Annotated in this window: 15 protein-coding genes and 1 pseudogene; 7 read left to right on the top strand and 9 right to left on the bottom strand. The window is 65.5% G+C overall.

Annotation, left to right across the window (positions count from 1 at the left end; all coding sequences use genetic code 11):
• Positions 1-13: 13 nt before the first annotated feature.
• On the bottom strand, positions 14-244 hold the full coding sequence (locus MTY59_RS00975) for a ferric uptake regulation protein (protein ID WP_221044026.1): 231 nt from the start codon (positions 242-244) through the stop codon (positions 14-16).
• A 359-nt stretch (positions 245-603) separates the two neighbouring features.
• Between MTY59_RS00975 and MTY59_RS00970 the strand changes: the two genes are divergently transcribed.
• The 4 genes from MTY59_RS00970 (at position 604) to MTY59_RS27135 (ending at position 3,309) form a co-directional block, all read left to right on the top strand.
• Positions 604-1,374, top strand: a complete 771-nt coding sequence (locus MTY59_RS00970) for an SDR family NAD(P)-dependent oxidoreductase (RefSeq protein WP_221044025.1) — start codon at positions 604-606, stop codon at positions 1,372-1,374.
• Between the two features lie 89 nt (positions 1,375-1,463).
• Positions 1,464-2,033: a cupin domain-containing protein gene (locus tag MTY59_RS00965; RefSeq protein ID WP_250160689.1), complete on the top strand. Its 570-nt coding sequence runs from the start codon at positions 1,464-1,466 to the stop codon at positions 2,031-2,033.
• 57 nt (positions 2,034-2,090) lie between these two features.
• Positions 2,091-2,849, top strand: a complete 759-nt coding sequence (locus MTY59_RS00960) for an SDR family oxidoreductase (protein ID WP_221044024.1) — start codon at positions 2,091-2,093, stop codon at positions 2,847-2,849.
• Between the two features lie 49 nt (positions 2,850-2,898).
• Positions 2,899-3,309, top strand: coding sequence for a cupin domain-containing protein (locus tag MTY59_RS27135; RefSeq protein ID WP_250160688.1), 411 nt, complete (start codon positions 2,899-2,901; stop codon positions 3,307-3,309).
• A gap of 19 nt (positions 3,310-3,328) precedes the next feature.
• Here MTY59_RS27135 and MTY59_RS00950 read toward each other — a convergent pair whose 3' ends face one another.
• The 4 genes and pseudogenes from MTY59_RS00950 to MTY59_RS00935 all read right to left on the bottom strand — a co-directional run bounded on the left by MTY59_RS00950 (position 3,329) and on the right by MTY59_RS00935 (position 6,243).
• Positions 3,329-3,904 carry an N-acetylmuramoyl-L-alanine amidase gene (locus MTY59_RS00950; RefSeq protein WP_284145701.1) on the bottom strand — a complete coding sequence of 192 codons (576 nt, stop codon included), beginning with the start codon at positions 3,902-3,904 and terminating at the stop codon, positions 3,329-3,331.
• A 264-nt stretch (positions 3,905-4,168) separates the two neighbouring features.
• Positions 4,169-5,071: an N-acetylmuramic acid 6-phosphate etherase gene (gene murQ, locus MTY59_RS27810; RefSeq protein ID WP_221046187.1), complete on the bottom strand. Its 903-nt coding sequence runs from the start codon at positions 5,069-5,071 to the stop codon at positions 4,169-4,171.
• 90 nt (positions 5,072-5,161) lie between these two features.
• A pseudogene (locus MTY59_RS27805) lies at positions 5,162-5,947 on the bottom strand (BadF/BadG/BcrA/BcrD ATPase family protein); the annotation flags it as partial.
• Positions 5,875-6,243, bottom strand: coding sequence for a VOC family protein (locus MTY59_RS00935; RefSeq protein ID WP_221044021.1), 369 nt, complete (start codon positions 6,241-6,243; stop codon positions 5,875-5,877). The gene MTY59_RS00935 and the pseudogene MTY59_RS27805, both read right to left, overlap by 73 nt.
• A gap of 97 nt (positions 6,244-6,340) precedes the next feature.
• On the opposite strand from MTY59_RS00935, the gene MTY59_RS00930 reads away from it, so the two are divergent.
• Positions 6,341-7,669: an adenylate/guanylate cyclase domain-containing protein gene (locus tag MTY59_RS00930; RefSeq protein WP_221044020.1), complete on the top strand. Its 1,329-nt coding sequence runs from the start codon at positions 6,341-6,343 to the stop codon at positions 7,667-7,669.
• Between the two features lie 74 nt (positions 7,670-7,743).
• On the opposite strand, the gene MTY59_RS00925 is transcribed toward MTY59_RS00930, so the two are convergent.
• Positions 7,744-8,199: a GAF domain-containing protein gene (locus MTY59_RS00925; RefSeq protein WP_221044019.1), complete on the bottom strand. Its 456-nt coding sequence runs from the start codon at positions 8,197-8,199 to the stop codon at positions 7,744-7,746.
• An 86-nt stretch (positions 8,200-8,285) separates the two neighbouring features.
• Between MTY59_RS00925 and MTY59_RS00920 the strand changes: the two genes are divergently transcribed.
• Positions 8,286-9,809 (top strand): adenylate/guanylate cyclase domain-containing protein, encoded by a 1,524-nt coding sequence (locus MTY59_RS00920; protein ID WP_221044018.1) that lies wholly within the window; start codon positions 8,286-8,288, stop codon positions 9,807-9,809.
• A gap of 136 nt (positions 9,810-9,945) precedes the next feature.
• Positions 9,946-10,677, top strand: a complete 732-nt coding sequence (locus MTY59_RS00915; protein ID WP_221044017.1) for a class I SAM-dependent methyltransferase — start codon at positions 9,946-9,948, stop codon at positions 10,675-10,677.
• 7 nt (positions 10,678-10,684) lie between these two features.
• Here MTY59_RS00915 and MTY59_RS00910 read toward each other — a convergent pair whose 3' ends face one another.
• From MTY59_RS00910 to MTY59_RS00900, 3 genes are read right to left on the bottom strand one after another with little or no spacing between them, the layout of a single operon-like run.
• Complete coding sequence (locus MTY59_RS00910; protein WP_221044016.1) at positions 10,685-11,854, bottom strand: glycosyltransferase; 1,170 nt, start codon at positions 11,852-11,854, stop codon at positions 10,685-10,687.
• Positions 11,851-12,888, bottom strand: a complete 1,038-nt coding sequence (locus tag MTY59_RS00905; RefSeq protein WP_250160685.1) for a UDP-glucuronic acid decarboxylase family protein — start codon at positions 12,886-12,888, stop codon at positions 11,851-11,853. Before MTY59_RS00905 ends, MTY59_RS00910 begins: the two co-directional genes overlap by 4 nt.
• Positions 12,889-12,947: 59 nt before the next feature.
• Positions 12,948-13,385, bottom strand: coding sequence for a nitroreductase family deazaflavin-dependent oxidoreductase (locus MTY59_RS00900; RefSeq protein ID WP_221044015.1), 438 nt, complete (start codon positions 13,383-13,385; stop codon positions 12,948-12,950).
• Positions 13,386-13,534 lie beyond the last annotated feature (149 nt).

The following is a 13,534-nucleotide window of genomic DNA, read 5'->3' as shown; positions in this document are numbered from 1 at the left end:
CCGCTATGCCCTCCTAGCCGTCGGCGGGGCGCGCCTTGGCGGCTTCGCGCCGAGCCTTCTCCTTCGCGTGCGTCGAGCAGCAATGCCCCATTTCGCAATGGAACCGGTCGCTACAATCATGCGAACAATAGGCTGATGCGGCCGGAAGCCATTCCGGATCAGACAGGTCACGCCATCGGTCGTTCGGATCGAACGTATGGCCGCAATGTACGCAGACCTTGGTCTTGGTCTTGGTCTTGACCATATCGCTCAGCGTACGCGCCATGGCCCTGATTCGACGCTGATTTCCGATGGAGGGCGAACAATCCAGGTCTCGCAAAGCAGATGGCGCGCCATTCAACGTAACTTCATTTAGGCCACCAAACTAACTATCGCGCAACATAATCCATGCACTCTGCACGGCGGCGCATTGCTCACCCGGGTGAATAGGTGGTGGGGGTGATGACAGCTCACCCCGCCTGGCTGCAGTCTCAGTAGGACTAGGACAGGGCGGGATTGCCATCCCGTTCGCCAGGCGCCCTGGCTCAGGCCGGTACGCGTTGCCGATGCGACGAGCGGCGGTCCGGTCGGAGTCGTCTGGAGGAATAGGAAGGGAACCCGCATATGCATTTCGAGGGCAAGAAGGTCATCGTTGTCGGCGGCAGTGCCGGTATGGGCCGGCAGGTCGCGATCGACATCGTCGATCACGGCGGGAGCGCGGTCATCGTCGGACGCTCGAAAGCGCGTGTCGACGACACCGTCACTCAGCTGACGAGCCAGCGCGGCGAAGCCTGGGGCCTCGCCGCCGAGCTGACGGATCGCGCTGCGATAGCGGATGTCCGGCGCGCGCTCTCCGAGGATCACAGCGACGCGACTCTGTTGGTCAACTCGGCCGGAATCTTCGACCCCAAGCCGTTTCTCGAGTACGACGAGCAGTTCTACGACTCGTTCATGGAGCTCAACTATGCCCTGTTCTTCCTGACGCAGACCGTCGTTGAGGGCATGATCGCCCGTGGGGAGGGCGGCTCCATCGTCAACATCGGCAGCATGTGGGCGCACCAGGCCATCGGTCAAACCCCATCGTGTGGGCACTCGATGCAAAAAGCCGGGCTGCACGCGCTCACCCATAACTTGGCCATCGAGCTTGCCGCGCATCAGATTCGGGTCAACGCGGTGGCACCGGCCGCCGTCAAGACCCCCGCCCTCGAGCGGTGGTTACCGAAGGACGAGATCGACGCCACGCTTGACGCTTTCGCACCGCTTCATCCCCTGGGACGAGTCGGCACCCCAGCTGACGTCGCCAACGCCGTCACCTATCTGCTCTCAGACCAGGCCAGCTGGGTCACAGGCGCGATTCTCAACGTCGACGGCGGCTTCATGGCCGGCCGCATCTAACCCGATGAAGGTCCGCTGCCGGTAGCAAGCTGGATCGAAAAACTGTGTTGCGCAAACTAATAGGCCGCGCACCCAGCTAAGGAGCATTAGTGTCACGCGAATACAACAAGCACCCGGCCGCAGCCCGCGCGACAGACGACATCTTGAGGCCAGGCGGCCCGCCGGCCAAGTCCGTCGGCCGCACCGAGGGCAAGTCGGTGTTCCTTGGGACGGTCGGTGTCCGCCACATCGTCGATTGGGCTCACGCGCAAGGACGCTTCTCGGTCCTCGAGCATCCGATGTCGCCCAGAGCGCTAGCCTCGCCGCTTCATCGCCACCACAACGAAGATGAGTACAGCTGGATCATCGAGGGACGCGTGGGCGCTTTGCTTGGCGATGAGGTGCTCTACGGCCTACCCGGCGACTTCATTTTCAAGCCGCGGGGCCAATGGCATACGTTCTGGAACGCGGGCGATGAGCCGGCCCGCATCCTTGAAATCATTTCGCCCGCAGGATTTGAGCAATTCTTCGACGAGCTTTCTGACCTCGGCGGTGTGGACAAGGTATCGACAGCGGCCCTTGATGAACTCTGTGCGCGGTACGAACTGGAGATGGATGTCGACAGTGTCCCCGAACTATGCAGACGCTTCGACCTGAAATTCCCCGGTGAACCTATTTGATAGTGAACCGTTAAGGTCCAAAATCCCTTTATAACAAGCAACTTTGAAGGGTTCATCATGAAGATCGTAGTCATGGGTGGGCGTGGTCTGATCGGCTCGAAAGTCGCGTCCAAGCTCAGCGCGCAGGGACACGACGTGGTCCCCGCCTCACGCCGATCAGGTGTCGATTCACTCACCGGTGAAGGTCTCGCCACCGCTGTCGCTGGTGCGGATGTCCTGGTCGACGTCGCCGATTCACCATTGTTCGACGATGAACCCGTAATGCACTTCTTCACTACCACGACAACGAATCTCCTTTCTGCTGAACGGGAAGCGGGAGTCAAACACCACGTCGCGTTGTCCGTGGTGGGCGCGCAGGTCATGCCAGATAGCGGCTACAACACTGCGAAAGCAGCTCAGGAGAACCTGATCAAGGAATCGGGCCGGCCGTATTCGATCGTGCGAGCAACTCCCTTCTACGAATTCGCGGTCGGCTTGGCCGATTCCGCGACAGAGGGAGACATTGTCAGGTTGCCGCACGCTTTGTTCCGTCCTATCGCCGCCGACGATGTCGCCACCGCCGTCGCGCGCGCGGCTGTAGGGCCGCCTATCAACGGAGTAACGGAGATCGCCGGACCCGAGGCACTCGGGATGGACGACTTTGTCCGCATGGGCCTTGCCGCCATCGGTGATCAACGTGAGGTCGTGACCGACGCCGAGGCGCCATACTTCGGTGCGGTGATCGACGATCACAGCCTCGAACCCGACGAGAACGCCACCATCTTCACTACTCGATACTCCGACTGGATCGACGCATACTCCAGCCGCGGCAGGTAGGAAATCGAATGGGACTCAAGTGATCCCAGTCCCACCAGGAGGATAACGAATGTTGCGGGATACGACTGACTCCGAATCGAAATCGACAATTACAGTGCTGCAGGAAGTACGGTCACCGTCTCTTCCTGAAAATGCCCACGTGATGACTGTTCTTATCAACCTTCCACCGGGCGCTGTCGGTTACCCACCACATCGCCTTCCTGGCGGTCCGGGATTCGGCTACATGATCGACGGTGAAATGTTGTTCGAACTCGAGGGTGAGGCGCCACGCGTCCTCCGTGCCGGAGACGCGTTCTGGGGGCTCGGCGGCGACGTAATCCACTATCAAAACGCTAACAACCGGACTGACATTCCTTGTAGCTTCGTCCTCACATTGTTCTGCGTGCCCGGGCAACCGATGCTCGAACGTGTTACCGAAGAGGAGCTTGAGGAGCGAAAGGGACTACGCGTCACACGTTGACTGGCTTGGGCCCAACCGGTCAGTCGCCGGCCTCGATTGACGCGACTTTTGCGGCCGCGTCAGGACCGCAGAAGCGCTGGAGGTCCACTCCGCCTGCGCCGAGGAGGTCGTCAATGCGGCGCTTGAGGTCGCCCGAGGAAATATGGGCGTACAGGTTTCCACCGGGGCAAGAGGTTTGGGCCAGGTCCCGATGGCCCGCCAGTGTGTCGGTCGCAATGTGAAAATTCTGAGCCGCCCATGCGAACGCGCGAGCTGCTCCCTGCAGCTGGGCCTCCGGCACGGCCTCCTGATCGAAGTCTCCTTCGCAGAGGACCAGGAAATGGCCCGTCGTGTCGTAGTCAGTCGCGGTGTCGCCGGCGAACTCGGTGCTCCGCAGTTCATAGATGTTGCCATTGCGGTCGACGCCGACGTGATAGGCGATGTCGATCCACCCGTGCTGGTCCTGGTGGTATCGCTGATCCTGTCTGAGATGGCTTGGGGCATTGCGATTTTCGCCAAGGACGACGGCCTCGTGGTGGAGGGTCATCCGGGTGATGGTGTGGCGCTTCCCTCCGGAGCGGGCCGGTCGCGCCCCCCAGGCGTCCCGGCATAGCAACAGTGCCGGAGTCGCAGCGGTCAGGCTTGCACTGATTGTCGGCGTCGGGGGAGGAGCCGAAGGCAAACGTAGCTTCGGGTGGGTCTCAGACACCGAGGCAGAGTCCGTTCGCGTCGCACTCGAGCAGCCGCCGACCAGGGACGCCACACCCGCGCCGGCCGCCATCAGCAGCCGACGGCGGCTGACAGGAGATGGCCGGCCACATGCTGGCTCGCACACGGTCCTCACGATACGGGCGTGACGCCGGCCCGGGGACATCTTCATTCATGTCCCGCCGAGGGCGTCGCGCACGCGTCCGCGGGCCCGGTCGAGCCGGGCGGCGGCCTCGGCCGCGTCGACGCCCGCGAGCAGCGCCACGATCGCGGTCTTGGCGTGACCGCCGGCGGCGGCGAGTGCGGCGGTCGCGGCCTCCTCGTCGACGCCGGCCGCGTCGCGGACGATGCGCACCGCCCGGCGGCGCACCTTCGCATTGGTGGCGCGCACGTCGACCATCCGCGGTCCGTACGCCTTGCCGAGCGCGATCATCACGCTCGTCGAGAGCGCGTTGAGCACCACCTTCTGGGCTGTGCCCGCGGTCAGCCGCGTGGAGCCGGCGAGCACCTCGGGCCCGGTCAACAGTTCGATCACCACGTCGGCGGACGCCTCGGTGCCCGGGTTGTTGACGATCGCGACGGTCAGGGCGCCCGCCGCGCGCGCGTGCTCAAGCGCCCCGAGCACATACGGCGTGCGGCCCGACGCCGTGATCCCGACAAGCGCGTCGGCGGCGGTCAGGTCCGCGAGATCGGCGGGATCGAACGCGTCTTCGGCGCCCTCGATCGCCTCGGTCAGCGCCGCCGGTCCGCCGGCGATGACGCCGCGCACCAGGTCGGTGCCGAAGGTCGGCGCGCACTCGGCCGCGTCGAGCACCCCGAGCCGCCCCGGCGTTCCGGCGCCGGCGTAGACCAGGCGGCCGCCGCGCTCGAGCCGCGCGGCGATCGCCTCGGCCGCCGCCGCGATCCACGGGACCGCCGCCGCCACCGCGCCGTGCGCATCGCCTTCGGCGGCAACGAGCAGCGCGACGACCTCGGCGATGGGGCGCGCATCGAGATCGTCAAGGTCTGGCCGCACCGCCTCGGTGGCGAGCGCATCGAGCCCTTGCGGGACAACGGCTTTCGAATCCTCCTGCACGCGAAGCACATACGGCTCGTGGATCTTCCGTAGTTGCAGCGCGCCGTCGAGCGCGTCGCCGGCGGCTGGGATGAGGTCGAGCTGCGCGCGCAGCGCCTGGACTCCGGCCAGTCCGCCGACCATCGCCACCGAGCCATCCCCGGCCGCACGGGCGGTCGCGGCGAGCGCCTCGGCGGCGGCGCTGATGATCGCCAGCGCCGCGGCGTCACCATGCGCGGCGAATACGTCCGGCGTGAACGACGCGAGCCCCGCGGCACCGGTGAGCTGCGCGGACCAGCTCTCCGGCGCGCCGAAGCGGGCGCGGGCGGCGTCGAGCAGCGTGGTGGACGGTCCGCGGCCGTCGTGAGCGCGCAACGCCGCGCGTAGCCCGGCGGCGCCGATCCACGCGCCGCCGCCCTCGTCGCCCAGCCAGGGGCCCCAACCGTCGGCGGTACGTAGCGCGCCGTTCGCGTCGATGGCGAGCGCCACGACACCGGTGCCCACAATCAGCACGACGCCCGGCTGCCCGTTCAGCGCGCCCGCGTGCGCGATCACCGCGTCACTGGTCACGGCGACGCGTTGCGCCCGAAGCGATTTCAGCAGCGCATCGCCCAGCGCGCGCGTTGCGTCCGGCGCCGCGAGCGCGCCGGCCGCGCCGACGATCACCTCGTCGACCGGGCCGAACTCGCGCGCGACGGCCAGGATCGCCGCCTCCGCGGCCCGAACGCCGCCGGGCGTCGCGAGCCCCGGCGCGCCCGCGCCCTCGGCCCTGCGGCCGTCTGCCGCGGCCCGGCAGGACGTCTTACCGAGGTCGACGGCGAGGATCACCGCAGCTTCTGCGCGAATTCGATGATGTTGCCGTCGGGGTCGGCGATGTGCAGCGTCCTCTCGTGCCATGGTCGATCCACTGGTCCGCTCAGGATGTCGACCCCGAGTCCGCGCAACCGTGCTGCTTCCGCATCGACGTCGTCGATCAGGAAACCGATCTCACCGCAGGGCGGGTCGCCGCCCTCGCGACCGATGAGCTCGGGCAGCTTCGCGCGTTCGAAAAGCGAGAACTTCGTGTTCTCCATTTCGAACTCGACATAGCCGTCGCCCTCAATCCGCACCCGAAGCCCGATCACGTCCCGGTAAAACGCCACCGACCGGCGCAGCGACTCGACATAGTGAATGACGTAGTCCACACGACGCATGCAATGCACCGTAGCTGTTTCCGCAGCCCGATTTGTGCGCCGCTGTTTCGACCGTCAAGTGGCTCTTGGCATGGCCCGCGCGGCGTAAGGTTCGACCATGAACGTCCCGCCGGACATTCACTACGCCCAGAGCGGTGGCCTCAACATCGCGTTCTCGGTGACCGGAGACGGGCCCGACCTCGTTGTCGCGCCCGGCTTCATCTCGCACCTCGACATCATGTTGGAGGAGCCGTCGGTCGTTCACTTCTACTCGCGGCTCGCGTCCTTTCGTCGCGTCGTCACCTTTGACAAGCGGGGCACCGGTCTCTCGGATCCGGTAATGCACGCGCCGACGTTGGAAGAGTCCGTCGATGACCTGCGCGCCGTCATGGACGCGGCCGGATGTAAACGCGCCGACCTTGTGGGCGTTTCGGAGGGTGGCACGATGGCGATGCTGACAGCGGCCGGCCATCCAGATCGCGTGGATGCGCTTGTCCTATATGGCTCGTTCTCCCGCCTGCTCCGAACGACTGACTACCCGCTCGGCGTCACCGAGGAGCAGCTGTCGGCGTTGGTCGAGGTGAGTGCGACCGGCTGGGGTGAAGGCGTCGGATTGGGTGCATGGGCTCCGAGTCGGCGGGGCGACGCCGATTTCCGGCGGTGGTGGGCGCGGTTGCAGCGCGTGGCCGCCAGCCCGGGCATGGTCCGCAACATCTTCGCGCTCTATCCGCACCTGGACATCCGTGACGTGCTGCCCGCGATCCAGGCGCCGACGCTCGTGGTGCACCGGCGCGACGACCGGATGGTGAGGTGCGAGATGGGCCGCTACGTCGCCGACCGCATCGCCGGGGCCAAGTTCGTCGAGATCGACGGCGCCGACCATCTGTTCTTTACGGGCGACGCCGATGCCCTGCTCGACGAGGTCGAGGAGTTCCTCACCGGCGTCCGCCCGAAGCCGGCGGTCGAGCGCGTCCTGGCCACGGTGTTGTTCACCGACATCGTCGACTCCACGAAGCGGGCGGTAGAGCTTGGCGATCAGCGATGGAAGGAGCTGCTCGGCAGGCACGACGTCCAAGTACGGCGCCAGCTCGCACGGTTCCAGGGTTGTGAGGTCAACACGACGGGCGACGGCTTCCTCGCCCGGTTCGACGGGCCCGCCCGCGCCATCCGGTGCGCCATGGCGATCCGTGACGTAATGCGCAGCCTGGGCCTCGAGGTGCGGGCCGGGGTACACACGGGTGAGGTCGAGTTGCGGGACGACGACATCAGCGGCATCGCCGTCCACATCGCAGCGCGTGTGGCGGCAGCGGCCGGGGCCGGCGAGGTGCTCGTTTCGCGCATCGTCATCGACCTGGTCGCCGGGTCGGGCCTCAAGTTCGCCGCTCGCGGCGAGCACGTTCTCAAGGGCGTGACGGGCGAGTGGGCGTTGTTCGCCGTCGAAGCTTGACGGGTAGGCCTAATTCACGAGACGTACAGGAGCTCCACCGGCGCCTGCTTCAGCGGCGCGCGCCCCGCAGCGCATTAGCTCTCTCCCACCTGAGTGCGCGCATCCCAAATCCGTTGTGTCTGAACGCCAATCGAGGGGTGGTGGATTTCTTGAAAGTTCCGTCCACCCCGACCGAATGTGGCGACGACGGCGGTCGGCGCATCGTGTTCCAGGATTGGCATGGACAGCCACTCGCAGGGTCGTATGTGCACCAAATCCACCGCTGCAGCGGCTTCGTCGGCGTCGCAGACGTAAGGCCCGGAGATGCGGCCCAGCCAGAACCACCCGTGGGTGTCGCGGGTCCACACGAACGAGCCTTCGTCGAGGTCGGCGAATCGGGCGACCCGATGGGCAAGCCGCTCCTCTTCGCCCGACCGGCTCACCAGTTGGCCAAACCCGCACACGCCGAGCCGCCGAGCGCGATCGATGGCGGCCTGTGGCTCGACGGCATCGTTGCGGGATCGCATAGGCGCGCGGTAGGCGGCGACCATGAGAGACATCCTGCCCCGACGCCGCAGCCGACCCGATGCGGCCCTTTTCCCGCACATCGTGGCCAACGACGACTTAATCTCCCGACATGGATCGCATCTGGCAGTGGACTTGGGATCGGTACGGGGCGCGGTATACCTGGGCGGGCGGCGTGATTTCGTTCTTCATCTCGCTGCCGATCTACCTCACATTCGTGTCATTTCCGATCGTCGCGCTCGAGAAGTCGGGTCGCTACATTGCCGCTGCGGCCATCACCGTCGTGGCAGAGCTGCTGCTCGCATGTTTGATGGTCCTTCCAGATCGCCGATGGGCGCGCCCCGCCGAGCGGTGGGCAGCCAGCCACGAGGTCGATCGGCTGACGGCCCTGGAGGGCACTTATGTCTTTAGCCGCCGGACGACTTCTCGCACGGTATGGGTCGCCGGTTTCCTGGCCGCCGCGTTGGCAGTCATTGTCGGCGCGATCGCCGGAGCCGGTTGGATACGGCTGGTGCAATACGGCGTATTGGCTGCCACCATCGGAGTAGCGGTCCAGTTGGTCGCGCTCCATAACAGCGTGGAGGCAGCATGGCGGCCACCTAGGCTCGCCCTGGCTGGCGACACGGGCATCGGCGACTCCCTGCCACGTCAGCGCCCGACCTTTGCCGCCCGGTCGAACGTGTCCATGGTTGCGGTCGCGTTCGGGTTCGCCGTCGGTGGCGCCTTGCTTGCGACCGTGTTCAATCGCGTCGGTGATATCCCCATCCTCGCGGTCGTCATCGGAGGCGGGTTGGCGGTTGTATTCGCGGTGCCGATCTCCGTCGGACTTGGATTCTCGCCATCCCTGCAACCCATTCGCGACCTCGCCAAAGGCGCCGAACGTGTTGCGGCAGGGGACTATAGCCAACGCTTGCCGGTCGTTCAGGACGACGACTTGGGCGCCCTGTCGGCGTCGTTCAACCGCATGCAGACGGGTTTGGCTGAGCGACAACGGCTTCAGGGCGCGTTCGGCACCTACGTCGACCCGGCCCTCGCCGCGCGACTGCTACAGCAGGGCGACGACGTCTTCACCGGTGAACGGCGCGAGGTGACCGTGATGTTCGTCGACATCCGTGACTTCACCCCGTTCGCCGAGGCGAACTCCGCCGAGGACACGGTCGGCCGGCTCAACGCGCTATTCGAAATCGTCGTGCCCGCCGTCGTCGAGGGCGGTGGTCACGTCAACAAGTTCCTCGGCGACGGAGCATTGGCCGTGTTCGGCGCCCCTAACGACCTCGCAAACCACGCCGACGCCGCGGTGGCCGCGGCGGTCGCGATTCACCGCCTCGTGGCCGAGCGATTCGGCGGTGAGCTCCGCATCGGCATCGGCATCAACACCGGTACGGTGATCGCGGGCACTATCGGCGGCGGAAGCAAGCTCGAATTCACGCTGATCGGTGACACCGTCAACGTCGCTGCCCGCGTCGAGCAACTCACCAAGGCCACCGGCGACGCCATCCTTCTCACCGGTTCGTGCGTGGACGCGCTGACCAGTCGACCGCACGGACTCCTCGACCGAGGAACGCACGCTTTGAAGGGCAAGTCGGCCGAGGTGCGGGTCTTCACTCTCGGCCTAGAGGACCGAAAGCCGCACTGAGAACAGCTCTTGGCTAAGAGCATCGATTGCGGTTGGGCGCAGAATTGATACGGTTCACCCACGGCCGCCAATTTGACCGCCGCAAAATTCGCCAGCCCACAACCGCACTGGAGGAGTCCATGCGCAGGAGCGCGTCATGAGCGATGCCGCCTGGGCTCTCTATACCGAGCAGATGAACAACGTCGACGGTTGGTTCTTCGAGGCCGACGTCGAGCTCTTCAGCCACCTGCTCGCGTGCCAGACGGCCGAGGGCATCAAGGGTGACATGTTGGAGATCGGCGCGTACCAGGGCAAGTCCGCCATCTTGATGGGTTACGGCCTGCGTGACGATGAAGACCTGGTGATCTGCGATCTGTTCGGCGCCGTGATGGATCACGCCGACATCGCGCAGGCCCCGCGCCAGGAGTACTCGGGCCTGGATCAGCAGCAGTTCCTGACCAACTGGGATCGGTTCCACACCCGCCGGCCAACGCTGGAGGTCTGCGAATCGTCGGCGCTTGATCTGGGAGAACGGGCACTGCGCTTCGTCCACGTCGACGGTTGTCACGCCTACCAGTGCGTGGCCAACGACATCAGGCTCGCCGTGACGCACACGGCCGAGCGTGGCGTGATCGTGATGGACGATTATCGAGGGGTCGAAACCCCCGGCGTGGCGGCGGCCGTCTGGCAGGCGGTCGGCAATGGCTTCGTGTTCCCCTTCGCGGCGACGTATATGAAGCTCTACGCCTGCACATCGGCCGCCGATCAGAGCTATTGGTTAGAGCGGGTCCGGGATCGCGGCGACATCTGCGCCTTCCCCGACTTCGACTTCCCGTCATATCGCAACGTTTCGGACATGCACATTCACCACTCGGCCGACGAGCACTGACAGGGGTTCACCCCGAGTCCTGGCCGACCGTGGCTTCCACCAGATCGGCGGCCGTGGCAGCGCTTTCGGCGGGTGTGGCCATCTGAGCGGCGACGTCGAGGGTTCGAGCGATGCAGTGCGGAGTCAGGATGGCGCGCAGATCGGCGAGCAGCGAATCCGGGGTGGTTGCGGAGAAGTGCCGTCCGATGCCGACGCCCAGCTGGCCGACCGCGGCGGCCCACATCGGCTGATCGACCGAAACCGCAAGGGCCAACGTAGGTTTGCCGGCGCGTATGCCGGCGAACGTGGTGCCGGGACCTCCGTGGTGAACGACCGCGCGGCAAGCGGGAAAGACGGCCGAGTGGTTCACCGCGCCCACCACCTTGATGTGGTCGAATCGCGACGTATCGGCCAGATCACTTACGCCGCTGCAGATCAGCGCGCGTTCGCTCAATTGCGCGCAGGCCCCGCTGATCATCTCGAGCAAGCCGGCGTGAAACGCGACTCGCGCGCTGCTGCCAAAGCCGAAGTAGATCGGCGGCGTTCCCGCGGCAATCCATGACGACACCTCGTCGTCGACGTCCGTCGTCAGCTCCAGCGTCAGCCCGCCGACGAAAGGCCTTCGGACATCCCATTTCGCCCACTCGGCTGCCAGCCCGGGGAAGAACAGTTCGTCGTAGGCCTGGATCTCCAGCGGTTGTCGCACCGAGGGTCCCGGTTCCTCCGGTAGACCCAACGTTTGGCGCAGAGCGTCTTCGGCGTCTTTGGTAACTTGCGTCGACGTATCACGCCCGAGCGGGTAGATATGCAGTGCGGCCTGCGGAATGTCGTAGTATTCCGCAACATTGGCGGCCAGCCCCTGCTGGCTCGCGTCGGTCAACAACAGGTCGGCCCCGTCCGCCAGCGACGTGAGCGCCGTGCCCAGCTGCGGCCAGAGTCGTTTGAGGTCCTCTGAAATCACCCACGCCATGAAGACAGGGTTCGGCGTCTCTCCGTATTTCCGGGCGATATTCGCGTTCTGCTCAACCTGATCCGGGCCGTGGGGGACCGCCGCAAGGCCCGCCGACTCGACGAAGCCAACATAGTTGGGCGGCACCGCCATGGTGACATCGTGACCTCGGCGCTGCAGCTCCCGACCGATGGTGGCGCACGGCTCGACATCACCCCGAGTTCCCAGTGTTGCCAGCACAATTCTCATCGCTGGATGCCCCCACCGGAGTCTGCGCCGACGATGCGTCTGAAATAGTCGATCGTCCGTTCGACGCCGTCTTCGAACGAGATTCGTGGAACCCAGCCGAGGGAGGACTCGGCGAGGGCGATGTCCGGCTTGCGCTGCTTCGGGTCGTCCGGCGGCAGTGGTTCAAAGACCGTCGGCGAAGGCGATCCGGTCATTTCCTTGATAATGCTCACGGTTTCGAGGACGCTGCGTTCGGCCGGGCTGCCGAGGTTGACGGGTCCGGTGAACGAGGCGTCGCTCGCCGCCATATTGACGAGCCCGTCGACGAGATCGTCGACATAACAAAAGGAACGGGTCTGGCTGCCGTCCCCAAAGACGGTGATCGGTTCCCCGCGCAGCGCCTGGACGATGAACGACGAGATGATTCGGCCATCCTCTGGATCCATCCTTGGACCGTAGGTATTGAAGATGCGGACGACCTTGATCGGAACGCGGTAGCGACGCGCGTACTCGAGCGTCAGCGTCTCCGCGACCCGCTTGCCTTCCTCGTAGCAGGCCCGCACCCCGAAGCAGTTGGCATTGCCCCAGTAACTCTCGGCCTGCGGATGGATGGTCGGATCCCCGTAGACCTCGCTGGTGGAGGCCTGCAGAAACGTTGCTCCCCGCTCGCGCGCCAGTTCCAGTAGGTTCCTGGTCCCGACGTAGTTGGTCTCCAGGGTGAACAGGGGATCCCGCTGGTAGGCGCGCGGCGAAGCGGGACAGGCCAGATTGAAGATGACGTCCAGCGGACCCGGCACGACCGCGTCGACCGGCCGGGTGACGTCATGCTTGACGAAACCGAAGCTCGGATCCCCGTCGAGCTGCGCGATGTTCTCGCGCCTGCCGGTGCAGAAGTTGTCGAGTCCGATGACTTCGATGCCGTCGCGGCGGAGACGATCGCACAGGTGGGACCCGAGGAACCCGGCGGCGCCCGCGACGAGGGCTCTCACTACTTTTTCTCCTTCGGTCCGGCCATCGAACACGTAGCTTCGCATGACCGACGCGACGTCCTGCAAGACGCCCGCTGGGACCGATTGCGCTCACACCGGCGGTTCTTGATTTGTTCAGCTGAAGTTCAAGGTTTCGGGGCCAGGACGACGACGGGAATCGGCCGCGACGTCTTCGTCTGGTATTCGTTGTAGCGGTTTTGATTGTTCTTGTTGACGATCTGCCACAACCGCGGATAGTCAGGATCGTCTGGCAGCACGGGTCGGGCGGTGACGGCGAAACGTCTTGGGCCGACGTTGATCTCGACGTCGGGATTCGCCCTCAGGTTGTGGTACCAGCCCGGGGATTCGGGCGCACCGCCCTTGGAGGCGACCACCAGATAGTTGTCCCCGTCGCGGGCGTAGGTCAGCGACGTCGTGCGCTGTTTACCGGTCTTCGCGCCGACGGTATGCAGCAGCAGACTAGGTATCCACAGCGTACGGTGGCCGATCCAGCCGTTCGTCTTCTGATAGAAAGTGTTGTGCACCCGCAGCACCTGCGGGAGCAGCTTCTCCACCAAACTCATAGCTTCCAGTCTCACTCAGCGGGGTCGAGCTTCGCCAGTGCCTTCCGCACGGCGCGGCGGGCTAGTGGTGATGCGGCGGTTGTTCGTCGCGCAGCCGGCGCTCGTCCCACGCGTCGCGCACCTGCTCCTCGTCGCCGAACCGCTCCACG

Origin of the sequence: Mycobacterium senriense, assembly GCF_019668465.1 — a bacterium.
GTDB classification, from domain to species: Bacteria; Actinomycetota; Actinomycetes; order Mycobacteriales; family Mycobacteriaceae; genus Mycobacterium; species Mycobacterium senriense.
Note: the sequence above shows the minus strand (reverse complement) of the source record. Positions and strands in the feature narration are given on the sequence as shown.